Origin of the sequence: Streptomyces sp. NPDC002994 (assembly GCF_040611155.1) — a bacterium.
GTDB lineage: Bacteria > Actinomycetota > Actinomycetes > Streptomycetales > Streptomycetaceae > Streptomyces.
Genome location: NZ_JBEXNQ010000037.1, coordinates 1 through 24,995 on the forward strand (window position 1 = coordinate 1; position 24,995 = coordinate 24,995).

18 protein-coding genes are annotated in these 24,995 nt (G+C 69.8%); 9 read left to right on the forward strand and 9 right to left on the reverse strand.

Features of this window, described 5'->3' with window-relative positions:
* Nucleotides 1-491: 491 nt before the first annotated feature.
* The gene (locus ABZX79_RS33835; RefSeq protein WP_355266508.1) at nucleotides 492-2,108 is read left to right on the forward strand and encodes a D-aminoacylase; all 1,617 of its coding nucleotides are present in this window, start codon (nucleotides 492-494) and stop codon (nucleotides 2,106-2,108) included.
* On the opposite strand, the gene mptB is transcribed toward ABZX79_RS33835, so the two are convergent.
* Both mptB and ABZX79_RS33845 read right to left on the reverse strand, forming a co-directional pair.
* Nucleotides 2,109-3,677 carry a polyprenol phosphomannose-dependent alpha 1,6 mannosyltransferase MptB gene (gene mptB, locus ABZX79_RS33840; protein ID WP_355266511.1) on the reverse strand — a complete coding sequence of 523 codons (1,569 nt, stop codon included), beginning with the start codon at nucleotides 3,675-3,677 and terminating at the stop codon, nucleotides 2,109-2,111. It lies immediately after the preceding gene.
* A gap of 48 nt (nucleotides 3,678-3,725) precedes the next feature.
* Nucleotides 3,726-5,132 carry a PLP-dependent aminotransferase family protein gene (locus ABZX79_RS33845; protein ID WP_355266514.1) on the reverse strand — a complete coding sequence of 469 codons (1,407 nt, stop codon included), beginning with the start codon at nucleotides 5,130-5,132 and terminating at the stop codon, nucleotides 3,726-3,728.
* Between the two features lie 91 nt (nucleotides 5,133-5,223).
* On the opposite strand from ABZX79_RS33845, the gene ABZX79_RS33850 reads away from it, so the two are divergent.
* Nucleotides 5,224-5,991 carry a metallophosphoesterase gene (locus ABZX79_RS33850; protein WP_355266517.1) on the forward strand — a complete coding sequence of 256 codons (768 nt, stop codon included), beginning with the start codon at nucleotides 5,224-5,226 and terminating at the stop codon, nucleotides 5,989-5,991.
* Between the two features lie 59 nt (nucleotides 5,992-6,050).
* On the opposite strand, the gene ABZX79_RS33855 is transcribed toward ABZX79_RS33850, so the two are convergent.
* Nucleotides 6,051-6,896: a serine protease gene (locus ABZX79_RS33855; RefSeq protein ID WP_355266520.1), complete on the reverse strand. Its 846-nt coding sequence runs from the start codon at nucleotides 6,894-6,896 to the stop codon at nucleotides 6,051-6,053.
* 108 nt (nucleotides 6,897-7,004) lie between these two features.
* Nucleotides 7,005-8,201, reverse strand: coding sequence for a low temperature requirement protein A (locus ABZX79_RS33860; protein ID WP_355266523.1), 1,197 nt, complete (start codon nucleotides 8,199-8,201; stop codon nucleotides 7,005-7,007).
* A 209-nt stretch (nucleotides 8,202-8,410) separates the two neighbouring features.
* Between ABZX79_RS33860 and ABZX79_RS33865 the strand changes: the two genes are divergently transcribed.
* Nucleotides 8,411-9,622, forward strand: coding sequence for a pyridoxal phosphate-dependent aminotransferase (locus ABZX79_RS33865; protein ID WP_355266525.1), 1,212 nt, complete (start codon nucleotides 8,411-8,413; stop codon nucleotides 9,620-9,622).
* Between the two features lie 87 nt (nucleotides 9,623-9,709).
* Nucleotides 9,710-10,099: a hypothetical protein gene (locus tag ABZX79_RS33870; protein ID WP_355266528.1), complete on the forward strand. Its 390-nt coding sequence runs from the start codon at nucleotides 9,710-9,712 to the stop codon at nucleotides 10,097-10,099.
* A gap of 280 nt (nucleotides 10,100-10,379) precedes the next feature.
* On the opposite strand, the gene ABZX79_RS33875 is transcribed toward ABZX79_RS33870, so the two are convergent.
* Nucleotides 10,380-12,206 (reverse strand): phosphoenolpyruvate carboxykinase (GTP), encoded by a 1,827-nt coding sequence (locus ABZX79_RS33875; RefSeq protein ID WP_355266531.1) that lies wholly within the window; start codon nucleotides 12,204-12,206, stop codon nucleotides 10,380-10,382.
* 222 nt (nucleotides 12,207-12,428) lie between these two features.
* On the opposite strand from ABZX79_RS33875, the gene ABZX79_RS33880 reads away from it, so the two are divergent.
* Both ABZX79_RS33880 and ABZX79_RS33885 read left to right on the forward strand, forming a co-directional pair.
* Nucleotides 12,429-13,139 (forward strand): hemolysin III family protein, encoded by a 711-nt coding sequence (locus ABZX79_RS33880; RefSeq protein ID WP_355266534.1) that lies wholly within the window; start codon nucleotides 12,429-12,431, stop codon nucleotides 13,137-13,139.
* A 94-nt stretch (nucleotides 13,140-13,233) separates the two neighbouring features.
* Nucleotides 13,234-13,863 (forward strand): TetR family transcriptional regulator, encoded by a 630-nt coding sequence (locus ABZX79_RS33885; protein WP_355266536.1) that lies wholly within the window; start codon nucleotides 13,234-13,236, stop codon nucleotides 13,861-13,863.
* Between the two features lie 54 nt (nucleotides 13,864-13,917).
* Here the strand turns inward: ABZX79_RS33885 and ABZX79_RS33890 are convergent, their stop codons facing one another.
* On the reverse strand, nucleotides 13,918-16,359 hold the full coding sequence (locus ABZX79_RS33890) for a galactose oxidase-like domain-containing protein (RefSeq protein WP_355266539.1): 2,442 nt from the start codon (nucleotides 16,357-16,359) through the stop codon (nucleotides 13,918-13,920).
* The gene (locus ABZX79_RS33895) at nucleotides 16,356-17,792 is read right to left on the reverse strand and encodes a glycosyltransferase family 39 protein (RefSeq protein WP_355266542.1); all 1,437 of its coding nucleotides are present in this window, start codon (nucleotides 17,790-17,792) and stop codon (nucleotides 16,356-16,358) included. The genes ABZX79_RS33890 and ABZX79_RS33895 overlap by 4 nt, the downstream gene beginning before the upstream one ends.
* Nucleotides 17,793-18,260: 468 nt before the next feature.
* Between ABZX79_RS33895 and ABZX79_RS33900 the strand changes: the two genes are divergently transcribed.
* On the forward strand, nucleotides 18,261-19,475 hold the full coding sequence (locus ABZX79_RS33900; RefSeq protein ID WP_355266545.1) for a glycosyltransferase: 1,215 nt from the start codon (nucleotides 18,261-18,263) through the stop codon (nucleotides 19,473-19,475).
* A complete protein-coding gene (locus tag ABZX79_RS33905) occupies nucleotides 19,472-20,680 on the forward strand; it encodes a glycosyltransferase family 2 protein (protein ID WP_355266548.1) in 1,209 nt (402 codons plus the stop codon). The genes ABZX79_RS33900 and ABZX79_RS33905 overlap by 4 nt, the downstream gene beginning before the upstream one ends.
* A 60-nt stretch (nucleotides 20,681-20,740) precedes the next feature.
* On the opposite strand, the gene ABZX79_RS33910 is transcribed toward ABZX79_RS33905, so the two are convergent.
* Together ABZX79_RS33910 and ABZX79_RS33915 are read right to left on the reverse strand one after the other, a co-directional pair.
* Nucleotides 20,741-21,583, reverse strand: coding sequence for an MBL fold metallo-hydrolase (locus ABZX79_RS33910; RefSeq protein WP_355266551.1), 843 nt, complete (start codon nucleotides 21,581-21,583; stop codon nucleotides 20,741-20,743).
* 172 nt (nucleotides 21,584-21,755) lie between these two features.
* Nucleotides 21,756-23,792, reverse strand: a complete 2,037-nt coding sequence (locus ABZX79_RS33915) for a thioredoxin domain-containing protein (protein WP_355266554.1) — start codon at nucleotides 23,790-23,792, stop codon at nucleotides 21,756-21,758.
* A 250-nt stretch (nucleotides 23,793-24,042) separates the two neighbouring features.
* Between ABZX79_RS33915 and ABZX79_RS33920 the strand changes: the two genes are divergently transcribed.
* Nucleotides 24,043-24,966: an arabinan endo-1,5-alpha-L-arabinosidase gene (locus ABZX79_RS33920; RefSeq protein ID WP_355266688.1), complete on the forward strand. Its 924-nt coding sequence runs from the start codon at nucleotides 24,043-24,045 to the stop codon at nucleotides 24,964-24,966.
* The last annotated feature ends 29 nt before the right edge of the window (nucleotides 24,967-24,995 follow it).

Below are 24,995 nucleotides of genomic sequence, written 5' to 3' on the forward strand. Positions count from 1 at the left end.
CCGGTCCTCAACCGCCGGACGGGCCCACGCGGCCGGGGGTGGGCTGCTGGGGCTCCGCCCCAGACCCCGCTCCTCAAACGCCGGAGGGGCTGAGAGTTGCCGCGCGGTGGAGAGGGTGCCGCGCGCGGAAGATCCAGCTCAGCAAAATCCAGCCCGTCCGGGGGTTTGGGGCGGAGCCCCAGATACCCCACCCCGGCAAACCCAGCCCGTCCGGCGTTTGAGGACAACGCCCGTAGGGCGTCCGGGGCCTGGGGCGGAGCCCCACTAGCCGCCCCGGGCCAACTCCAGCCCGTCCGGCGTTTGAGGACAACGCCCGTGGGGCGTCCAGGGTCTGGGGCAGAGCCCCACTAGCCGCCCCGGGCCACTCCAGCCCGTCCGGCGTTTGAGGGCCGGGGTCTGGGGCGGAGCCCCAGTTCGGGAAGGGGCGGGTCGGGGAAAGCCCCGCGCAGCGGCCCGACGCAACCAGCAGCCACTCAGAGAGGCGAACAGCCATGGACCTCGTCATTCGTGACGTACGCGTCATCGACGGCACCGGCGGTGCCTCCTACCAGGCCGACGTCGGCCTGGACGGGGGCCGCATCACCGAGATCCGGCGCGAAGGCGACGCCGGCCCGCGCCCCAGCGCCAGCGCCCCCCGCACGCTGCAAGCGACCGGCCTCGCCCTCTCCCCCGGCTTCATCGACATGCACGCGCACAGCGACCTCGCGCTGCTCCGCGACCCGGACCACTCCGCGAAGGCCGCGCAGGGCGTGACCCTCGAAGTCCTCGGCCAGGACGGACTGTCGTACGCCCCGGTCGACGACCGCACCCTCGCCGAGGTCCGCAAAACCATCACCGGCTGGAACGGCGGTGCGCCCGGGGACACCTCCATCGACTTCGACTGGCGGACCGTCGGCGAGTACCTCGACCGGCTCGACCGCCAGGGCATCGCCGTCAACGCCGCCTACCTCGTCCCCCAAGGCACGGTCCGCATGTACGCGACCGGCTGGGACGACCGCCCCGCCACCCCCGCCGAACTCACCCGCATGAAGCAGCTCGTCGCCGAGGGCATGGAACAGGGCGCCGTCGGCATGTCCTCGGGGCTGACCTACACCCCGGGGATGTACGCCGACGACGCCGAACTCACCGAACTGTGCCGCGTGGTGGCGCGGTACGACGGCTACTACTGCCCCCACCACCGCTCGTACGGCGCCGGCGCCCTCGCGGCGTACGAGGAGATGGTGACCCTCACCCGCAACGCCGGCTGCGCGCTCCACCTCGCCCACGCCACCATGAACTTCGGGGTCAACAAGGGCAAGGCTCCCGATCTCCTCACCCTCCTCGACACCGCGCTCGACGACGGCGCCGACATCTCCCTCGACACCTACCCCTACACCCCCGGCTGCACCACGCTCGTCGCGATGCTGCCGAGCTGGGCGAGTGAGGGCGGCCCCGAGGCGATCCTCGCCCGCCTCCGGGACGACGAGATCGCCGAGAGGATCCGTCACCACCTCGAAGTCATCGGCGCGGACGGCTGCCACGGAGTCCCCATCGAGTGGGACACGATCGAGATCTCAGGGGTCAGTGACCCCGGCCTGGCGAGCTGCGTGGGCAAGACGATCGCCGAGTCCGCCGCGCAGCGCGGCGAGGCCCCCTGGGTCACCGCCCGCCGCCTGCTGATCAACGACAGCCTCGGCTCGACGATTCTCCAGCACGTCGGCCACGAGGAGAACGTCCGCGCGATCATGCGCCACCGCGTCCACACCGGCGGCAGCGACGGCATCCTCCAGGGCTACAAGCCGCACCCGCGCGCGTACGGCACCTTCCCCCACTACCTGGGCCACTACGCCCGCGACCTGGGCGTCCTCTCCCTGGAGGAGTGCGTCGCGCACCTGACCTCGCGCCCGGCGGCCCGGCTGCGCCTCCCCGACCGGGGTCTCGTACGGGAGGGCTACCGCGCCGACCTCGTCCTCTTCGACCCGGACACGGTCGCGGCGGGCTCCACCTTCGAGTCGCCGCGCACGCTCCCGACCGGCATCCCGCACGTGCTCATCGACGGCAAGTTCGTGATCGAGGACGGGAAGCGGACGGACGTCCTCGCGGGCCGGTCGGTACGGCGTACGGTCTGACTACCGCGGCGTCGAGGGGGTTTTCTCCGTCCTCTCCGTACTTTCCGTCCTCATCGACGGCAGGTTCGCGGGCAAGGACGGGCGCCGTACGGACGGGATCGCGGGCGGGATCGCGGGCCGGTCGTCCGTACGCGGTTCGCGGTGCTCCATTCGCATCAGCACCGCTCCCAGCACGCACACGGCGGCCGCGATGGCGAAGCCGTACCCGGGGGTGCTGCCCGTGGGGTGGGTCTCGTAGACCAGGGCGGCGGACAGCACCGTAGCGATGCGGCCGAGCCTGCCGTCCCAGGCGGTGGCGGATATGACCGCCGTGCCCCAGAGCAGGTACCACGGCTGCACCATCGGCGAGAGCACGACCAGGGCCAACAGGGCCACGCCCAGGGCGTGGGCAGGATGGAGAGGTGGGGCGCCGCGCCACGGGCGCACGCTGCGGAAGGTCGCGAGCACGGCGTAAGCGATCACGGCGACCGCGAGGGCCAGGCCGAGCGTCTGGAACAGGCTCTTGACCGGGTCCGGGTCCCAGCCGAACAGCAGGCGCGTCAGTTTGCCGATGCCCAGGCCGATGTCGCTGGAGGCGGACAGGGCGGTGTGGATGGTCCCGGCGACGCCCTGGGTACGCAGCCACCCGAACCCGGTGCCGCTGAGCAGGGTGGTGACGACGGCGACCGCCCCCGCCACCAGACCGGGCACGGCGAACGCCTTGACGATGCGCCACGGGAGCGGTCCGGAGGTCCGGCGTACGACGAGCGCGCCGATGAAGAGCAGGGCTACGGCGGCCGGTGACTTGACCATCATCGCGAGTGCGACGAGCGCGCTGCCGAGCACCCAGCGGCCGTGCAGCGCGCACACCACGCCCGCCAGCATGAGGGCGATCATCAGGCCGTCGTTGTGCATGCCGCCCACGACATGGATCAGCAGCAGCGGGTTGAGGGCTCCCAGCCAGAGCGCGCCGGTCTCGTCGGCGCCGCGGGCGCAGGCGATGCGCAGGGTCGCCCAGACGATCAGGGCGAGTGCGGCCAGGGCGACGATCCGCATCCCGAACACGGCGGGGACGATCTGCCCGCCGGTGGCCTGCACGACCCACTTCGCCAGGACGAGGAAGACGGGCCCGTACGGGGCCGGGGTGTCGGTCCAGTGGGCGCCGCTGCTCGCCGCGGCGTCGGCGCCGAGTTCGTCCGGGCCTAGCACCGAAGGGCCGGACGTATAGACGTCGTGGCCTTCGACGACCATCGCGCCCTGGGCTATGTAGCTGTAGACGTCGGCGCTGTGCAGCGGCGGAGCCAGTACGAGCGGCGCCGCCCACCAGATCAGCGTGCCCAAGGTCTCGCGCACCCCGCCCGCCGTGCCCCGGGCGACGAGACGCCCGTACCGCCACCAGGACACGACCAGCAGCGTCAGGCCCAGGTACGCCAGGACGGCGGCCGCCGCGGTCGTCGCGGACCCGTGCGGGACCCAGATCCCCCACGGGTCGCGCGCCGGCAGCCGCCCGGCGGCGATGCCACCCACGGCCACCGCGACCGACCCGACGGCACCCAGCCGGCGGTACCCGACAGCACTCAGCGTCCCCATGACCGATCAACTTATCCGAGTTGCCCGAACCGCCGGGTGGCCTGCCCGTCAGCGTGGGGCCAGGGTTGCGAACAAGGCGTCGAGTGCGGCTGGGTACGCGTGATCGGACGGGGCGGCGAAGCCGATCAGCAGGCCCTGGGGGTGGTCGGCAGGGTGGTCGGCGGCGTGGTGGTGCAGTTCGGTGAGACCGCGCAGGGCGAGGCCGTGCTGGGCACATCTGGTCAGAAGCTGGTGTTCGGTGGGGCCGTCCGAAGGGAGCGTGACGAGGGTGTGCAGGCCGGCGGGGACTCCGCGCGGGGTGAGGCCGGGGACGGCGGTGACGCGGTCGAGGAGCAGTTCGCGGCGACGGCGGTAGCGCAGGCGGGAGGCGCGGATGTGGCGGTCGTAGGCGTGTGTGGTGATCAGGTCCGCCAGAACGAGCTGGCCCAGGGTCTCGGTGTAGAGGTCGGCTTCCTGTTTGGCCTGCACCATCGGTGGAACCAGGTGGGGCGGCAGCACCATCCACGCCAGACGGACTGCGGGGCCGAGGGTCTTGGAGACGGTGCCGCAGTAGACGACCTGGTCGGGTGCGATGCCCTGGAGAGCGCCGACAGGTTGGCGGTCATAGCGGTATTCGCCGTCATAGTCGTCCTCGACGATCAGGCCGCCCGTGCGGCGCGCCCACGCGCGCAGTGTCCGGCGGCGGCCTGGATGCAGCGGAACGCCGGTCGGGTACTGGTGCGAGGGGGTGAGGAACACAGCTCCCGTGCGCGGGGTCAGCGCCTCCACACGGGCGCCGCGCGCGTCGACGGGCAGCGCGAGGACGGTGAACCCGGCGCGCTGGACGACTTCCCGGAAAAGGTTGTGTCCCGGGTCCTCGAGGGCCGCGACCCTGGTGCCGCCCGCGGCCAGCACGTTGCTGAGCAGACCCAGGCCCTGGTAGTAGCCGGACGTGATCACGATGCGGTCGGGCGTGGTGACAACACCGCGCGTGCGGCCCAAGTAGTCGGTGAGCGCGTTGCGCAGCTCGATCCGGCCTTGCGCCTCTCCCGCGCCGAAGACCTCGGGGCGGGCGCCGGTGAGTACGCGGCGGGTGGAGGCGAGCCAGGCCCGGGCAGGGAAGGCGCTGACGTCGGGGAGTCCGGGGCGAAGGTCGTGGCGCGGAGTCGTCGGCGCGGGTGCGGTCCGCGCGGGGGCCGGGGCGGGTCGCGCCACCTCGGCCACGACGGTGCCCGATCCCGGCCGCGTCGACAGGTGGCCCTCCTCCACCAGTTGGTCGTAGGCGGCGCTGACGGTGCCGCGGGAAAAGCCGAGTTGCTGAGCCAGCCCGCGCGTGGACGGCAAGCGGGTCCCGGCGGGGAGGCGCCCTTGGCGAATCGCCGTGCGGAGCGCGGACTCCAGGCCGGAGCGCCGCCCACCTGTGGTGTCGAGATCGATGTGCAGGTCGAGCCGGGAACTGGACCAGTCTTTCGGCATGGAACTGGATCTTATTTCTGTTCCGGTGGCCCTCTATGTTCGAGATCGCTTGGGCCTGGCCCGACTTGTCCACGACGAAGGGACCGCAACAATGACCGTGATCGCTCACCTCAGTGACATCCACATCGACGGCGGACAGCGCAGTGTCGAGCGCACCCGGGCCGTCATGGACTATCTCGAAGACCTCCCGCACGACCTCGACGCCGTGTTGGTCACCGGAGACATCGCCGACCACGGCCTGCCGTCCGAGTACGAGCAGGCCCGCGCTCTGCTGAAGTCCCGGCATCCCGTGTTGATTTGTCCCGGCAACCACGACGAGCGCGTCGCGTTCCGGCAGAGCCTGCTCGGCCGGCCGGAACCGGCGGCGGCCACGCCGGTCAACCAGGTGCACCGTGCCGACGGCTTCGTGATCGCGCTGTGCGACTCGTCGGTTCCGGGCAAGGGCGAGGGCTTCATCGAGGACGAGACGCTGGAGTGGCTGGACGGTGTGCTCGTCCGGACTCCGGTCGAGGTGCCGGTACTGGTCGGCTTCCACCATCCGCCGGTCCCCCTGCACACCCCCTACGTCGATGGCATCCGCCAGTTCGGCGAGGAGCGGCTTGCCGCGCTCGCGGGCCGTCACCCCCATCTCGCCGCGTTCCTGTGCGGGCATGCCCACACGCCCGCGGCGACCACCTTCGCCGGGCGGCCGCTCCTGGTGGCTCCCGGTGTGGTCTCCACGCTCCGGCTGCCCTGGGAGCACCTCGCCGACCCGGAGGGCCATGTCCACCTCGACCAGCCACCCGCCCTCGCCTTTCACGTCCTGGATGACGAGGGGCGGCTGACCACGCATTACCGGTACGTCGACAACCGGTCATGAAGTCCGCCCCGGGGCGGCCGGTCCGCCCCGGGGCGTACAACACGCTTACGGCAACGCGCTTACGGCTTGGGGAGGGTGCAGCCGGGGCGGGACAGGTCGATCTTGTTGCCGATGCCTATGCAGGCGACGAAGCCGTACGTCTGCTGGCCGTAGTTGATGCCCTTGCGCACGGTCACGTTGCCGCTCTCGTCGACCTCGCACGGGTTGTTGTCCGTGCAGCGCGCGCCGTCCTCGTTACCGGTGTTGTTCACGGCCACGACCTTGCCGGTGGCCGTGTCGATCACGGGCGAGCCCGAGGTGCCGCCGATGGTCTTGCACGCGGAGGTGTAGCGGACGGAGTCCTTCCAGGTCCACGCGCCCTCCTTCAGCCGGTACGCGAAGCCGTCGATGCTGCAGCTGTAGATCCGCTTCCAGTAGCCGGAGACGACCTTGATGGACGTGCCCTGCACGGGGCGCGTGGCGTTCAGTTCGAGGGCCTTGATGCCGTAGTTGGTCTGGATCTGGGCGTAGGTGCTGGTGAGTTCGTACAGCGAGGCATCGGTGTCGGTCATCGTGGCGTACGCGATCTTGCTCGCCCGGAGCGTCGCGACCTTGGTGCCGGTGGAGTTGAGCAGGCTGAACGTACGGGTGGACGGCCGGTCGACTATGACCTGGCCCGGGGCCGGGAACCCGGTCTCCAGGCAGTGCCCGTTGGACAGGACGAGGGCCGGGTCGCCGGGCTGGGAGTCGGGCGTACGCACAACAGAGCCGGAACAGTTGCTGAGCGCCACCGTTCCGGCGAAGTCGACGGCCTTGACGGCCGGTTGGACCGGCCGTTGGCTGTCGCGAGTCTCCGCGGCCGCCGGCGCCGCTCCCGCTCCGAAGAGCAGCAGGGCGAAGAGCGCGCCGACGAGAGGCTTCTTCATGTGGGGGGTCCCCTCTTGAACGACATGGGTGACCGGAGCTGGACCGCTCCGGTTTTGTCATGTGCATTGTTGGGGGATTCCACGTGGCGGACAAGAGTGCGATGGGGGTTACGCCGTCACGTCGACGCGTGCCGCACGGGCGTGCAGCACCACCAGTGCCGTCACCGCCGCCGCCAGCAGGCCCAGCGCGACCAGCGCCGGGATCAAGGCGACCGCGGCGCCCGCCACCAGGCAGCCCAGGCCGCCCGCGATCAGGGTGTCGGGCCGTCGGCCGCCGGTGCGCAGCAGGATCGCCGCGGCCCCGAGCAGGAACACGCCGACGCCGCCGGTCAGCGCCCAGGCCGCCACCCCGTGCAGGGGCTCGGAGAGGGCGTAGTGCTTGGTGTCGGCGACCTGGTGGAGGGTCTTCTTCATGCCCAGCGCGGCCAGTACCACTCCGGCGACGAGCGGCAGGTGCAGGAACGTGTAGACATCGCGTCCCAGGCGGGTGCGGGCATCACCCTCCAAGGGGGCCAGCCGGTGCTCCGCGGCCTCGCTGACCTGCCGGAAGTACAGGCGCCACAGCCCGGCGACGACCAGCAGGCCCGCGACGGCGGCGGTCAGCACCACGGCGGTGACGGGGTAGCCGGACACCCCTACGCCGATCGCGACGATCGACTCCCCGAGGGCGATGATGACGATCAGGCCGTGCCGCTCGGCGAAATGCCCCGGCGAGGTGATGCGCCAGCCCGACGCCCCGGTGACGAAGATGCCGACGTAGTCGATCACGACCGCGCCGAGCCACACGAGCAGTTGCCTGCGGCCGGTGAGGGCGCTGCCTATCAGCAGCAGCACGAACGGCGGCCCCACCGACAGCAGCGCGGTCCGGCGCAGGGTGGCGTGCAGTACCAGGTCGCCGGGATGTGCGATCCAGTACGAGACGAGGTGCAGCAGCCGGACCGCGCCGTAACAGAGGACGAACACCAGCGGCCCGGGCAGCCCGCCGGACCGGTCGGAGAAGACCTCCGGGACGGTGAGCGAGACCACCAGCACCACCGCCATCACCGCGACCAGCACGGCGAACAGCGCTCCGGAGTCGGCCCGCACCACATTGCCCAGCCAGGCGAAGCAGCACCAGCACCACCACAGGAGTGCGAGCACGATCATCGCGCCGAGCACCCGCTGAGGCGTCGCGTCGGCGGCCATGAGTGCGGTGACCTGCGTGATCGCGTACACGAACACCAAATCGAAGAAAAGCTCGGCAGGCGTCACCCTGTGCCCGTCCTCCGCGGCGATCATCCGGGAACGTTCACTGCCTGTGGCCACGCGCTCTCCTCAAGAGTCCGGTCAACTGCCGGGCCATGGCCGCCGTTTGGACGAAAATCGGACCATGCGCCGGGCGCAATACTTATCCGCCGACCGGCCGCCGGTCCAGCGATTCCGGCCTCGCGCCCGTACGCCGCATCGGAAGGGCTGACACCCACGTGGCCAAAAACACCAAGCGTGTTCCGTTATGCGCCCGTAAGGTTGCCGTCATGCAGGTGATCCAGTCGACGAAGCTCGCAAACGTCTGTTACGAAATCCGCGGCCCCGTGCTCGAGGAGGCGATGCGGCTCGAAGCGGCGGGTCACCGCATCCTCAAGCTCAACACCGGCAACCCGGCGGCCTTCGGTTTCGAGTGCCCGCCCGAGATCCTGGAGGACATCCTCCGTAATCTCGCGGGCGCGCACGGCTACGGCGACGCGAAGGGCCTGCTGGCGGCGCGCCGCGCGGTCATGCAGCACTACCAGACCAAGGGCATCGAGCTCGACGTAGAGGACATCTACCTCGGCAACGGCGTCTCCGAGCTGATCCAGATGTCGATGCAGGCACTGCTCGACGACGGCGACGAGGTGCTGGTCCCCGCGCCGGACTACCCGCTGTGGACCGCCTCCGTCTCCCTCGCCGGCGGCACGGCCGTGCACTACCGCTGCGACGAGCAGGCCGACTGGATGCCGGACCTCGCCGACATCGAGCGCAAGATCACCGACCGCACCAAGGCCATCGTCATCATCAACCCGAACAATCCGACGGGTGCGGTGTACGACGACGAGATGCTGCGCGGTCTGACCGAGATCGCCCGCCGCCACAACCTGATCGTCTGCTCCGACGAGATCTACGACCGGATCCTGTACGACGGCGCCACGCACACCCCGACCGCCGCCATCGCGCCCGACCTGCTGACGCTCACCTTCAACGGCCTGTCGAAGAACTACCGCGTCGCCGGTTACCGCAGCGGCTGGCTGGCGGTCTGCGGCCCGAAGGCGCACGCCTCGTCGTACATCGAGGGGCTCACGATCCTCGCCAACATGCGCCTGTGCGCCAATATGCCGTCGCAGCACGCGGTGGCGACGGCGCTCGGCGGACGGCAGTCGATCGAGGACCTGGTGCTGCCGGGCGGCCGGATACTGGAGCAGCGGAACACGGCGTACGACCTGCTGACCCAGATCCCGGGTATCACCTGCGTGAAGCCGAAGGGCGCGCTGTACCTCTTCCCGCGCCTCGATCCCAAGGTCTACAAGATCAAGGACGACAGGGAGATGGTCCTAGACCTGCTGCGCGCCGAGAAGATCATGGTCGTGCAGGGTACGGGCTTCAACTGGCCCGAGCCCGATCACTTCCGCATCGTGACGCTCCCGGCGGCCGAGGAGCTGGCGGACGCGGTGACGCGGATCGGGAACTTCCTGGACGGATACGGACAGCCGTAGGCATTCGCCCGCCCACCGCGACTCGACTCAACTTTAGACAGAATCTAATGTAGGCTGGTCTCCTGACCCTGGCAGGAGGCCATCCCCATGTACGAGCCGATCCGCAAGAAGTCGGTCCACCGCATGGCCGCCGACCCGGCCGACTTCCCGCACCGTTCCCGCGAGGAGGAGCTGGACATCCAGCTCGCCGGACACCTGGCGGCGCTCCTCGCGGTCACCGACGAGCTGGGCCTCGGCGCGGCGGCCGACCGTATCGCCACCCAGGTCTCCCGGCTGCGGGGCGCCCCGCCGGCCAGGCACGCCGGCCTCACCCACGCGGCCCCGACCGCACTGCACCGCCGCGCCCACGAGCTCGCGGGCCGCGCGCTGGTCGTCGCCGCCTCGCGCGCCGACACGGCGGTCGCGATCCTCGCCGCCGAGCGCATGGACGCACACGCGGCCGCGCTCGAAGAACTCCGCCTCGTCGGAGCCCACTGACGGCCCCGGCCCGCGTGCCCCCGGGGCGCACGGGCCGGGTGCCACTGATTCACCTCCGGCGCACCCCAATTGGCCCCGCGCCCACAGCAACCACTAATTGAGCAACCCCAACGGCGCCCAGCCACCTCCGCGAGAGCGGCGCCGGTTTAGGCGCAAAGGGGTGCGGCCCCCCGGAGCCGTGAGGGGGCTTCGGGGGGCCGGGCCGCGGCGGGGCGGTGACCCCACAGGTCAGGGCGGATGTCAGAAGTGCCCGGCCGCGGGGCTCAGTTGAGCCGGGGGATCAGCCCAGGCGCTCGACGAGCGCGCGGTACTCGTCCCACAGCTCCTTCGGAGTGTGGTCGCCGAAGGTGTTCAGGTGCTCGGGGACCAGGGCGGCCTCCTCGCGCCAGACCTCCTTGTCGACCGTGAGCAGGAAGTCCAGCTCCTCCTCGGAGAGGTCCAGGCCCTCGGTGTCCAGGGAGCCCTTGGCCGGCAGGATGCCGATAGGGGTCTCGACGCCCTCGGCCTTGCCCTCAAGACGCTCGACGATCCACTTCAGCACGCGGCTGTTCTCACCGAAGCCCGGCCACACGAACTTGCCCGCGTCGTTCTTGCGGAACCAGTTGACGTAGTAGATCTTCGGGAGCTTGGACTGGTCGGGCTTGTCCGCGCCGACCTTGACCCAGTGGCCCATGTAGTCGCCCATGTTGTAGCCGCAGAACGGCAACATGGCGAACGGGTCGCGGCGCAGCTCGCCGACCTTGCCCTCGGCTGCGGCGGTCTTCTCGGAGGCGACGTTCGCACCGAGGAAGACACCGTGCTGCCAGTTGAAGGACTCGGTCACCAGCGGAACGGCGGTGGCGCGGCGGCCGCCGAAGAGGATCGCGGAGATCGGTACGCCCTTGGGGTCCTCCCACTCGGGCGCGATGATCGGGCACTGCCCGGCCGGGACCGTGAAGCGCGCGTTGGGGTGGGCGGCCGGGGTGCCGGACTCGGGGGTCCAGTCGTTGCCCTTCCAGTCCGTGAGGTGCGCGGGCGCCTCCTCGGTCATGCCCTCCCACCACACGTCGCCGTCGTCGGTGAGCGCGACGTTCGTGAAGACGGAGTTGCCCCACATGGTCTTCATGGCGTTGGCGTTGGTGTGCTCGCCGGTGCCGGGCGCGACGCCGAAGAAGCCGGCCTCGGGGTTGATCGCGTACAGCTGGCCGTCCTCACCGAACCGCATCCAGGCGATGTCGTCGCCGATGGTCTCGACGGTCCAGCCGGAGATCGTGGGCTCCAGCATGGCGAGGTTGGTCTTGCCGCAGGCGGACGGGAAGGCGGCGGCAATGTACTTCGACTCGCCCTTCGGCGGCGTCAGCTTGAGGATCAGCATGTGCTCGGCCAGCCAGCCCTCGTCGCGCGCCATGACGGACGCGATGCGCAGGGCGTAGCACTTCTTGCCGAGCAGGGCGTTGCCGCCGTAACCCGAGCCGTACGACCAGATCTCGCGGTCCTCGGGGAAGTGCGAGATGTACTTCGTCGAGTTGCACGGCCACGGCACGTCGGCCTCGCCCTCGGCGAGCGGTGCGCCGAGGGTGTGGACGGCCTTGACGAAGAAGCCGTCGGTGCCGAGTTCGTCGAGGACGGCCTGACCCATCCGGGTCATGGTGCGCATCGAGACGGCGACGTACGCCGAGTCGGTGATCTCGACGCCGATGGCGGAGAGCGGCGAGCCGACGGGGCCCATGCAGAACGGGACGACGTACATGGTGCGGCCACGCATCGACCCGCGGAAGACACCCTTCTCGCCCCGGAAGATCTCCCGCATCTCCGCGGGGTCCTTCCAGTGGTTCGTCGGGCCCGCGTCCTCTTCCTTCTCGGAGCAGATGAAGGTGCGGTCCTCCACGCGGGCGACGTCGCTGGGGTCGGAGGCGGCGTAGTAGGAGTTCGGGCGCTTGACGGGGTCCAGCTTCTTGAACGTGCCCTTGGCGACGAGCTCCTCGGCGAGCCGCTCGTACTCCGCCTCCGAGCCGTCGCACCAGACGACCTGGTCGGGCTCGGTGAGGGCTGCGATCTCGTCGACCCAGGAGATCAGCTCCTGGTGGTTCGTCGGACGGGTGGTGGGAGCCGCGTTCTCGCGCGCCACGGTTGCTCCTAAGTGAGGGTGTTTTTAGGTGTATGCCCCGTGGGGGCTGCGACCCGGATGCTTCACGACGTTGTTTCGTTGGCGCTCATCCGGTGCCGACCGCACTCATCTGATCATCCGTGCCGCGCGCCCATATGTCCAGGGGGCCCCTCACGTGAGCATCACCACTCATTTCACCCCTACCTGGTCGTAACCTACGGTGGCGTAGCTAGGATTGTCCGCATGACCTTCGCCGAGTCCGATCAGCTGCCGAACCCCGACGGCCCCGGCAAGGGAGCCGTCGAGATCGACCTTCCGAGCCCGGTCAAACCGAAACTGCGCGGCTGGCTGCACGCCGGAATGTTCCCGGCCGTGGTCATCGCCGGCGTGGTGCTCATCGCCCTCGCCGACTCCACCCGCGCCCGGGTGGCCTGCGGTATCTACATCCTGACCGCGTGCCTGCTCTTCGGCATCAGCGCGATCTACCACCGCGGCACGTGGGGTCCGCGCGGCGAAGCCATCCTGCGCAGACTCGACCACGCCAACATCTTCCTGATCATCGCGGGCACCTATACCCCTCTCACCGTGCTCCTGCTGCCCGCCTCCACCGGCCGCACGCTGCTGTGGGCGGTATGGGCGGCGGCACTGGCGGGGATCGCCTTCCGGGTCTTCTGGGTCGGCGCCCCGCGCTGGCTGTACACCCCCTGCTACATCGCGATGGGCTGGGTGGCGGTCTTCTTCCTCCCCGACTTCATGCGGGCGGGCGGCATCGCCGTACTGGTCCTGGTGATCGTCGGCGGGCTGCTCTACAGCGCCGGCGGCGTGATCTACGGCCTCAAGCGCCCCAACCCGTCACCGCGGTGGTTCGGGTTCCACGAGGTGTTCCACTCGCTGACGCTGGCCGCGTTCATCGCGCACTACGTGGGCATCTCCCTGGTGGCGTACTCGGCCTGAAGGCCCGCTCGCCTTCCCGCAGTGGCCGTGGCCTCGAAGCCACGGCCACTTGCCATGCCGTGCCCCGACCTGCCGATGCCCGACAATGACGGGCATGCCCGCCGACACCCCGCATCCCCTCGCCGACGCCGCACCGCCCCGCCGCCCGGGCCTGCGCGAGCGCAAGAAGCTCAAGACACGGAACGCCATCCGTACGGCGACCTACCGGCTGATCTCCGAGCAGGGGTACGAGGCCACCACGGTCGAGCAGATCGCCGAGGCCGCCGAGGTCTCGCCGTCGACCGTCTTCCGTTACTTCCCGGCCAAGGAAGACATCGTCATCACCGACGAGTACGACGCGCTGATGGAATCGGCTCTGCGCGCCCGCCCGGCCGACGAACCACTCGTCGAGTCCCTGCGAACCGTGGTGACCCAGGCCTTGCGGCACTCCCTCGCCCACGAGCCCGAGGAGATGCTGCTGCGTTCGAAGCTGCTGACCGAAGTACCCGCCGTACGCGCCCGCATGATGGAGAGCATGTCCGTGACCGGCCGCATGCTGTGCGAGGCCGTGGCCGAGCGGACGGGGCGCGGCGCGGACGACCTCGAAGTGCGGGTCGTCTCGATGGGCTTCGTCGCCGCGCTGATGGAAACCACCGTCTACTGGGCGGAGCACGGCAGACAGGACGACCTGATCGCCCTCATCGACCGCACCCTGGACACCCTCAATGACGGCTTCCGGCTGTGACGCCGGACCCCGCAAACGCCGGAGGCGTTTGCGGGGTCCGGGGCAGCGCCCCCGTCAGGACCGGCGCTCGCGGAAGTCTCCCTTCCCGCACGCCTTGCCGTCCTTGTTACGGTCCAGGCCGTGCCGGTCCCGCCGCACGTCCAGCACGCCGTACCCCTTGGACTTCAGCCACTCGCACCGTTCGGCCACCGGCACCTTCTTCGGGAACTTCCACGGCACGCAGGTGCTGACCTTGCCGTAGGCGTGGTCGCAGCCGTCGTACCCCTCGGGCATCTTCACGCTCTTGCCCTTGCCCTTCCCCTTGCCCTGGTGGCCGGGCGGGTGCGGGGCCGCCAATTCATCGGCGTAACTCTGCACGCGCTCCGCCGCGACCTGGCCCTGCGGGCCGATCCGCACCCACTTCGACACCGACGGCACCCCCTTCGCGTCGACGACCGACAGCATGTACCAGCCGGGCGGCGCCAGGTTGGGGTTGCTGGTGAGGGAGAGGTCAATGGTGTTTCCGTCGACCGTCATCGGCAGGTCGACCAGGCGCTGGTTCGGGTCGGACGAGTGGGTGACGGCGGCCGGGCGGATCAGGGACGCCTTCACCACCGGCTTGTCGACCGTGATGCGCTGCGCCGAGCCGTACGCCCAGTTCTGCGAGACCACCGAAGTGATCTTCGGTCGGGGGCCCTTGAAGAAGTACGGCGGCTTGTAGAGGGACACCCGCTGTTCGAACGAGCCGTCACCCGGGTTGTCGCCGACGCTCAGCACCCGGCCGTCGGGCAGCAGGGTGGATGAGGAGTGGTACGTACGCGGCACGGGATCGGTGGCGAGTCCCGGCTCGAACTTGTTCGTGGCCGGGTCGTACATCGACGCCTCGAAGACCGGGTCCTCGCGGTACGTGTGCAGCGCGCCGCCCGTCTCCAGGACCTTGCCGTCCGGCAGGATCACCGCCGACAGGTAGACCTTGCCCTCGGCGCCCTTCTGGAAGGTGCCGTCCTTGTACTTGCCCTGCGGCAGGTCGGGCCCGGCGACGTACTCCGGTGAAGCGGCCTTCATGTCGATCAGGTCGACCAGGCGGTGCGCGTCGGGCGAGACGGTGTGGTTGCCGCCGCCGGCCGTGAGCACCTTCTGGTCCTGGGCGGGGGGCAGCAGCAGCGACGCGGACTGGTCGCGCTCGTCCTTCTTCCGCAGCCCGGGTACGTCGGTGATGGTGCCCTTCTCGTAGTCGTAGACGGAGGCCCCGGTGCCGGGCAGGCCGATCCCGAAGGTGTGACTGCCGCTGTAGAACAGGCGGCCGTCCTGGAGCAGGATCATCGCCGGGTACAGGCCCCAGAAGGACCAGGCCTGCTTGGCCTCGCCCATCGGGAGCCACTTGTTCTGGGCGAAACTGAAGTGCTCGTTGACGACCGTCCCGGCGGCGTCCTCACCGAGCCCGCCGAGCGAGACGACGTCGCCGTTGCCCATCGCGGTCGCGGACGGGTACCAGTGCCCCGCGAGCATGTCGTTGACCTTGACGTACTTGTTGAGCCTGGGTTCGAAGACGTAACTGGTCTTCAGCCCCTTGTAGCCGACCGTCCCGTCCGCCGACGCGTAGTCCTTGTTTCCGCCGACCACCAGCACACGCCCGTCCGGGAGCTGGACGTGTCCGGCGCAGAAGAAGTCCTCGGGCGTCGGGATGTCGGTGTACTTGCCGGTCACCGGGTCGAAGACGGACGACTTGAAGGTGCCGGCGGCGAAGGCGTCACGGTCGTTCCCCGATCCGGCGATCAGCAGCACCTTCCCCGTGTGCAGCAGTACGGAGTGGATGGCGCGCACCGGCGAAGGCGCGGTCTGCACGGTCCACTCGCCCTTGCACTCCGGGCCCTTGCCCTCACACGGGTCGACGGGCGGCTCGGGCACGACGGTCGCGTCGGTCATCGCGTAGTCGTCGGTGGTGAGCGAGCCGACGCCGTAGAGGGCGGCGCCCCAGGTGATCTGATCGGTGTTCGCGGGGACGACGGGTGTGCGTACCTCGGTACGGGCGTACGTCCCGCTCTGCGGCAGGGTGTTGAGATCGGCCCAGAAGACCCAGCCCGCGGTCTTGTCGTGCCGGAAGAGCGTCATGGCCACGTCGGGCGATGTCGACTTGTACCAGAGGGACAGGTCGTACTGATGGCCCTCGGTGACCTTGGGCGCGCACTCGTTCTCCAGCATCATCGCCTTGCGGTCGCCGTCGGTGCGGCGGGTGAGGTCGATGCGCAGGGCGCGGGCTCCGGCGTGAGCGTCGTCCGTAACCGTGTAGGTGAAGTCGTTGTCGCCCCACCCCGACTTCTCGAAGCATTCGGGGAACTCGCCCTGGGCATCGAGGGTCTCGAGCCCCGGGTTGGATATCAGGTTGGGCGCGGCGCTGGCGGGCGTGGCGTCGAGCGGCGTGAGCCCGAGGCCTGCGGCGAGCAGCGCGAACGCGGTGAGGAACAGGCGCGTTCTGCCGCGTCTGGGCCGTTTCGTGTCTCTTCTGTACGGGGTCATCCCTCCCCCTCCTGGAGCGTCGTGGGCCCGTCGACCTTGAGAATGTCGATCCGGCCGTCCCCCTCCCCGAAGCTGGCGACCGGCTCGCTGTGTCTGAACAGGTCGCGCAGCGTGGGCAGATTGTGCTGTTCGCCGCGCAGGGCGGGCGTGGACACGACGTAGTCGATGTCCTTCCAGCCGCGCGGCAGCGTCTTGGCGACCGCGGGGTCCTGGTCAAGCTTGTAGTGCCAGATGGCACCGGTGCCCGGCCGGTATCCGGCTTCGACGGCGTCCAGCCACAGCACGCCGTCGGTCACGACGCGGGTACGTTCGCGGTCGCCGACCGGCGCCTCGCGCAGCCACCGGGCCGCCGCGTGGTAGACGCCGTTGTCGTCGCCGAGCACGGTGTCGCGGTCCTCGCGGTACCAGTGCGGGGCCACGAATACGGCGGCGACGGCCATGACGGCGGTGACCGCTGCCGGGCGCAGCGCGCGGTGGCGGGACGGGACCAGGGCGATCACCGCGCACACCAGCCCGGTCACGGTGAGCGCGAGGAACGGCAGCAGCTGGGCGACGTACATCTGCGGCAGATAGCCGCCGGGGCGCAGCGCGACCAGCGCCAGCACGAGGACGGCGAGGGCGACGGGCCGCAGGCGGCGTACGGCGAGGCCGATCACGGCGGCCGCGCAGCCGGCCCCCAGCAGGTAGGGATCGCGCGAGAACCAGTCCAGGATCAGGGTGTTGGCGTCGGTGCCGTCCTCGAGGACGGAGCCGCTGCCCTCACGACCGCCGAGCTGGAACTTGAGTGTGCCGATGAGCGAGACGTGGCCGGCGCCCGGTACCAGCTCGCCCTTGAGCGTCGCGTACAGCGGATAGAAGAGGCCGGTGAGGACGAGCCCGGAGCCGAAGCCGGCGAACGAGAACTTCCGCGTTCTCGGGTGGCTGCCGTGCCACAGCGTCACCAGGACGACGGGCAGCAGGACCGCGATCGTCTCCTTGGAGAGGATCGCGAGGGCGAAGGCGCTGCCCGCGCCGATGTGGTGCCACAGATGCTTGCGCGGGGAGAGGGCGAGCGCGAAGGCTGCCAGCGCCCAGACGACGGCGAAGTTGTCGAGGTATATCTGCCGGTGCAGGGTCACGGCGAGCGGCGAGAGCCCGTACAGCAGCATGGCGAACGCGGCGGCGGGGCGGCCGAGGCCGATGCGGCGGCCCACGACGAAGACGAGTGCGGCGCCGGCGGCGACGACGGGCAGCATGGCGATACGGCCCTGGACGAACGTCGGCAGCTCGGGGAAGAGCCAGGCGGGCAGCCAGGAGAGGCCCGCGAGCTGTATCCAGCCGAAGGGCGGATGGTCGTACCAGTAGGTGTAGTGGGCCAGGTCACCGTTCTGCACCGCCCAGGCCTGGGCCAGATAAGTGCCCTCGTCGTCATTGGGGAACGGGAAATTCCCCATGTTCCACGCACGCACCGAAACGATCAGAATCAATAGCGGGGCCACCCAGATGAAATCTCTGAGAAACGTCGGCCTGCCCGGCGATTCCGGGGCTTTACGAGATGTGGACGCGGCGTGACGAGGTCGTAATTCCGGACTCTTCTGATCGTTCTGAGTACCGGCGCGCAGCACAGCATTGCTCATGCAGATCCCCCCACCCTGAAGACCCCCCTGGTCTGCATCTCCCCGGAATCCGACCCCCCGGACCCGGGCATGCCGCAGCAGCATGGCACACACCGGGCATGCCACATAAGAAGAATCTGACATTCCGTTTGTGGTGGCGGAGTGATGTCGATGCGTCGTTGCCGCGCAAAACAATGACCTGCTAGCTTCCCGGCCGGGGAGAGAAAAAACGGAACGGAACACCAAGGAAGACCTAGGGGGGAATTCATGGTCTCCGCTGTCCTTTTATTGGACTCACTCATACTCATGGCCACCGCCGGCGTCACGCTCTGGTGGATGGTCCACGCCTGGCGCACGCCGGAGACGCTGGAAGCGACCGCCTTCGCCGAACCCGACGGACACCACGGCGTGTCCTTCTCGCTGCTCGTCCCGGCCCGGCACGAGGAAACCGTGCTGCGGCACACGGTCGAGAACATGCTGAAGATCGGCCATCCCGCCTTCGAGATCGTGCTGATCGTCGGCCACGACGACCCCGGCACCGCGGCCATCGCCCACCAATTGGCCGCAGAACACCCGCACATGATCCAGACCGTCGTGGACCACCACGAGGCCAAGAACAAGCCGCGCGCCCTCAACACCGCGCTGCCGTACGCCAAGGGCGACGTCGTCGGCGTCTTCGACGCGGAGGACATCGTCCACCCCGAGCTGCTCAGCCACGTCGACTTCGCCTTCCGCCGCGACGACGCGGACGTCGTGCAGGGCGGCGTACAGCTCGTCAACTTCGACACCAGCTGGTACAGCCTGCGCAACTGCCTGGAGTACTTCTTCTGGTTCCGCAGCCGCCTGCACCTGCACGCCCGCAAGGGCTTCATCCCGCTCGGCGGCAACACCGTCTTCGTCCGGGCCGCGCTGCTGCGCGAGACCGGCGGCTGGGACGGCGACTGTCTCGCCGAGGACTGCGACCTGGGCGTACGGCTGTCCTCACGCGGCGCCAAAGTCGTCGTCGCGTACCACGCCGCGCTCGTCACCCGCGAGGAAACACCCGACACACTCCTCGCCCTCTACAAGCAGCGCACCCGCTGGAACCAGGGCTTCCTGCAAGTCCTCAGGAAGGGCGAGTGGCGACGCCTCCCGGGCTGGCGACAGCGCCTCCTCGCCCGTTACACCCTCTCCACGCCCTTCCTCCAGGCCGCCACCGGCATCATGATCCCGCTGGGCCTGCTGCTCGCCTGGGTGGGCGGCGTATCCCTGCCCATCGCTCTCGTCGCCTGGCTGCCGATGGTCCCGATGGCCGCGATGATGGTCTTCGAGGCCGTCGCACTGCACGACTTCGGCCGCGAGTACGGCTTCCGGATCGGTCCGTGGCAGTACGTGAAGCTGACGATCGGAGGCCCGGTGTACGCCGTCGTACTCGCCGCGGCCGCGCTGCGCGCAGTCTGGCGCGAGTACACGGGACGCAGGGACTGGGAGCTCACCTCCCACATCGGCGCTCACCTGGAGCCCCAGCAGGAGGCAAGGTGACGCCGGAACGGCTGAAGCTGGACGCGCGGGGGGACGCGCTTGACGTTTCCATCGTCGTACCCACCTTCAACGAGGCGGACAACATCCGGGAGTTGCTGCACAGGGTCAGTGCGGCGGTCGCCTCGGCCGGCCTCACCGCCGAGGTGATCTTCGCCGACGACTCGACGGACCACACCTGCGAGGTCATCGAGGACGCGGCCGGCACCAGCCCGCTCCCCGTGGTCCTGCACCACAGGGCCGTGGCGACGGGCGGCCTCGGCGGCGCGGTCGTCGAGGGCATCGCCCGCTCCACCGCCCCCTGGATCGTCGTCATCGACGCCGACCTCCAGCACCCGCCGGAGCTCGTTCCGGAGCTGGTCGCGCGGGGCGAGTCGACGGGCGCGGAGCTCGTCGTCGCCAGCCGGTACGCGGCGGGCGGCAGCCGGTCCGGGCTCGCGGGCGGCTACCGGATGCTGGTGTCCGGCGCGTCCACGATCGTCACGAAGTCCCTGTTCCCACGGGCGCTACGGGGCCTGTCCGATCCCATGAGCGGCTTCTTCGCGATCCGCCGGGAGGCGGTGGACCGGGCAGCCACCGGGGAGGACGGCCTCCAGCCACTCGGCTACAAGATCCTTCTGGAGCTGGCGGTACGGTGCGCGCCGCGCGGGATCGCGGAAGTCCCGTACGCCTTCGGGGAACGTCACGCGGGCGAGTCGAAGTCAACGGTGAGGGAGGGGCTGCGGTTCCTGCGCCACCTGGTGACGCTGCGTACGTCGGATCCCCGGGCGCGGGTGGCGGTCTTCGGCCTGATCGGCCTGTCCGGGTTCATCCCGAACCTGGCGCTGCTGTGGCTGCTCAACGGACCGGGGGGCATGCACTACGCCCCCGCCGAGATCATCGCCAACCAGGCGGGTCTCCTCTGGAACTTCGTCCTGGTCGACTCGCTCCTGTACCGCCTGCGACGCGGCCACCACCGGAGATCGGTACGCCTGCTCACCTTCGCGGCGGTGGGCAACGCGGACCTCATCGCGCGGCTGCCGCTGGCCGCGCTGTTCATGGTCTGGGGCGGTCTTGCCCCTGTCCCGGCGACGGCGATCAGCATGGTGGTGGTCTTCGCGGGCCGCTTCCTGCTGGTGGACCGCTGGCTCTACCGCCGGGCTCACGGCCACCGGGACCTGGCCCCGCTGCCGGCAGAGGCCCCGCTTCCGGACCCGACGGGGGGATGACGCGGGGCGGGTGAGGACGGGGCGGGTGAGGACGGGGCGGGTGAGGACGGGGCGCGGCTGTTACGACACCACCGGCCTTGCCGTCGCCGCGATGATTCCTTCCAGGAAATCCTGCCCCGGCTCCTCCCAGTAGGGCAGCTCCGGGACCGAGCGGACGAGTTCGAATGCCTCGTTGATCATCTCGTGGTGGATCGCGGGGCCGTGGCAGGACGCGGCGGTCTCAATGTCCAGGCCCTGGACGCGGTCCACGTGCTTGTTGAATTTCCCGGTGTCCAGCCACAGGTGCCACGGGTGGTTGAGCCGGTTGCCCAGGAGCATGCCTTCACGCCACGCCTCTCGGTCCAGGTCGGCGGCGTCCTCCGCCGGGTGCGGTATGGCCGTGGCGAAGGTGTCTGCCGCCCAGTAGACCCGCGTCGTGGTGTCGAACAGTCCACGCGTCGTCGGATTGTCGAAGAAGGGCGGCCTGATCGCGTGGAGCGTCCGGTCCCCGGCCGTGAAGCTCTCGCCGTCCCGCACCCAGCGGGAGCGGTTGAACGGCATCCAGAACTCCTCGGTGTCAATGGCATAGCGGGCCATCGAGAACCAGGTCGTGACCAGGGTGGCGTTCGGGCAGGCCGCCATGACCTCGCGGACGTTGCCCGCGTGGTCGTGGTCGTCGTGCGTCAGAAAGACCCAGCGCACGTCGGCCGGGTCGACGAGGCTCCAGGCGTGATCCAGCCACTGCTGCCGGTTCGACGGCGCACCGGTGTCGACGAGTACGGGCTCGCTGCCGGTGATGACCATGGAATTGACGTAGAACATGCCGACCGGCGGCGCTTCCAGCAGCTGCGGGATGACAAAGGTCTCGGGTGCGACCTTGTACGGCTCGACCTTCGGCTCGAAGATTCCTTCAGCGGTAGTCATGGTCCCGCCTCCTCGTGGTGGAGTGCGTCGGCGTGAGCCCCCGTAAGCGCACTGCTGATCTGCGGTGCGCTCACGTTCCATCTTGCGCACCGCCCACAGGCAGCCACCACCGCCGGGGCCGGTGATCTTCTGTGCGCCGTGTGTCACCCGCCGCGCACACGGAGGCGGCGCGCTAGCCGACGGAACGCCCGCCCGCCGCGTCGCCGAGCCGCTCCCGCAGAACCAGCGGTTCCAGCGTCGGCGCGTCGCACACGAAGTGCCGGCACACATACGCCCCCGGCCCCCGATCCGCCAGCAGCGGAAACTCCTCGCTCCCGGCCTCGCCCACCGCGACCACCGCCCCCGGCGCCCCGCTCAGCAGCGCCACCCGGTGCAGTTCCTTCGTCAGCGCGTCGTCGGCCGGGCCGACCACCGCCACCTCGCGCGGCCCGTCCAGCGCCGCCTCGGCGACCGCGAGACCCCACCCGATGAACCGCGGCGCACGCGGCCCGAGCGCCTTCACGACGCCCAACGCCCCCTCCGCCGCACTCCGGTGCGCCTCGGACCCCGTATGCGCGGCGTACGAAAGCAGCGCACCCGCCGCAGCCGTCCACCCCGAAGGCGTCGCGTTGTCCGTCGGGTCCTGCGGCCGCCGGATCAGCTTCTCGGCGTCATGAGCCGTGTCGTACAGCGTCCCGCCCTCTCCCACGAACTGGTCGAGCACGATGTCCAGCAGGAACCCCGAGAACTCCAGCCACACCCCTTCACCCGTCACCGCCGCCAGCGCGAGGAATCCTTCCGCGACATTGGCGTAGTCCTCCAGCACGCCCGCGTTCGCCCCGGCCTTCCCGTCCTTCGACGTACGAGCGAGCCGCGCCCCTTCGTCCATGTGCACCCGCACCAGCAGATCGGCGGCCTCGGTCGCCCGCTCCACAAGGTCCGGCCGGTCGAAGTACGCCCCGGTCTCGGCCAGCGCGGCAATCGCGAGCCCGTTCCAGGCGGCCACGATCTTGTCGTCCCGCCCCGGCCGCTCCCGCCCGCCGCGCGCGGCGAGCAGCCGGGCCCGGACATCGGCAACCCGCGCCGCGTCAGCCACGCCCTGGCCCACCGGGAGCTGAAGAACGGACGCCCCTTCCTCGAACGTCCCCTCCTGCGTCACCCCGAAAAGCCCGGCGGCGAACTCCGCGTCCTGCTCCCCCAGCACCTCACGCAGCTGCTCCGGCGTCCATACGTAGTACGCACCCTCGACATGCCTGCCGGTGCCGTCGTCGCTGTCCGCATCGAGCGCGGACGCGAATCCGCCCTCCTGCGTACGGAGTTCGCTCATCAGGAAGTCCGCGGTCTCCAGCGCCACGCGCCGCGCGAGCTCCGATCCGGTGGCCCGCCACAGATGGGCGTACACCCGGCAGAGCAGCGCATTGTCGTACAACATCTTCTCGAAGTGCGGTACGACCCATTCGCGGTCCACCGAATAGCGCGCGAACCCACCGGCGAGCTGGTCGTAAATTCCCCCGCGCGCCATCGCCTCGCCAGTGTCCGCGGCCATTTGGAGGGCGCCCTCGGACCCGGTGCGCGCGTAATGCCGCAGCAGGAACTCCAACACCATGGACGGCGGGAACTTCGGCGCACCGCCGAATCCGGCGCGTGTGGCGTCGTAATCCCGCGTCAGCGCGAGCAGCGCCTGCGCCAGCTCTTCCTCCCCCGGCAGCTCAGGCGCCCCGAACGCGAGCGAGCGCTCACCAAGATCCCGCACGATCTTCCCGGCGACCTCCGTGACTTCGTCCCGTCGCCCTACCCAGGCGGCGCTGACCCCCTCCAGCACCTGCCGGAAGGAGGGCATGCCGTGCCGGGGCGCGGGCGGGAAGTACGTGCCGAAGTAGAAGGGCGCGGCGTCGGCGGTCAGAAAGACGGTCATGGGCCAGCCGCCCTGCCCGGTGGCGGCCTGCACGGCCTCCATATAGACAGCGTCGACGTCCGGCCGCTCCTCGCGGTCGACCTTGACGTTGACGAAGTGCTCGTTGAGGTACTCGGCGGTCGGCTCGTCCTCGAAGGATTCGTGAGCCATGACATGACACCAGTGACAGCTCGAATACCCGACGCTGAGCAGCACCGGAACTTCCCGCCTCCGCGCCTCCTCGAAGGCCTCGGGCGACCACGGCCACCAGTCGACCGGGTTGTCGGCGTGCTGAAGGAGGTACGGGGACGTCTCATGGGCCAGTCGGTTCGCCATACCCCCAATCCTTGCGCACGCGACGAAACCACGCCCACGCCGCCACGGGGGAACCACTCGCGCCCTCCGCTCCTTCCGCTCCCTCCGCAACAAACATTGCGCGCAGCGTTGACGCACAAGCGCTTTCTACCTAGGTTCCCGTTCGACTTGGCGGGCGCCGTCCGACATTTCGAACGACCTCTCACCGAAGGAGAAGCGTGTGAGCCGCACTCTGCGCAGATCTTCGTTCCTCGTCCTGCCCACCGCCGTCATGCTGGCCCTGATGCCGTCGAGCGCGTCCGCCTACCCGGGCCCCGGCAGAGTCACCGGCGACGTCGTCGTCCACGACCCGACGATGCTCCGCAAGGCCGACGGCCGGTACCTGCTCTACTCCACCCACGGCTACCTGGAATCCCGTACCTCCACCGACCGGACCGCGTTCAGCCGCGACGGCAACGCCCTCTCTTCGCCGCCGGGCTGGTGGGCGCGCTATTCGCCGGAGAACGACCCGTGGGCGCCCGACATCTCGTTCCACGGCGGGCGGTACCTCATGTACTACGCCGTCTCCCGCTTCGGCTCCAACACCTCGGCCATCGGCCTCGCCACCTCCTCCACCGGTCTGCCGGGAAGCTGGAGCGACCAGGGGATCGTGTACTCCTCCACGTCGAGCAGTGACTACAACGCCATCGACCCCGACCTGTTCGTCGACAGCGACGGCAAGTGGTGGCTGGCCTTCGGCTCCTGGTGGAGCGGGATCAAGATGATCCGCCTCGACCCGGGAACCGGAAAGCAGCACACGAGTGACACCGCCCGCCGCTCCCTCGCCTCGCGCCCCACCGGGACGAAGGCACTGGAGGGCCCGACCGTGATCAAGCGGAACGGCTACTACTACCTCTTCGCGTCGTACGACACCTGCTGCAGCGGCACCGCGTCGACGTACAAGATCAAGGTGGGCCGGGCCACCAGCCCCACCGGGCCCTACCACGACCGCGACGGCGTCGCCATGACCAACAACGGCGGCACCGTGGTCATGGCGTCGCAGGGCTCCGTGATCGGTCCCGGCGGGCAGGACATCATGCCCGACGTCGATGGCGACCTGCTCGTCTACCACTACTACGACGGAAATGACGCCGGCACCCCCAAGCTCGGCCTCAACCTGCTGAGTTGGAGCGGCGGCTGGCCCACGGCGTACTGACCGCTCAGCGGCCTGATCGCCGGGCCCTC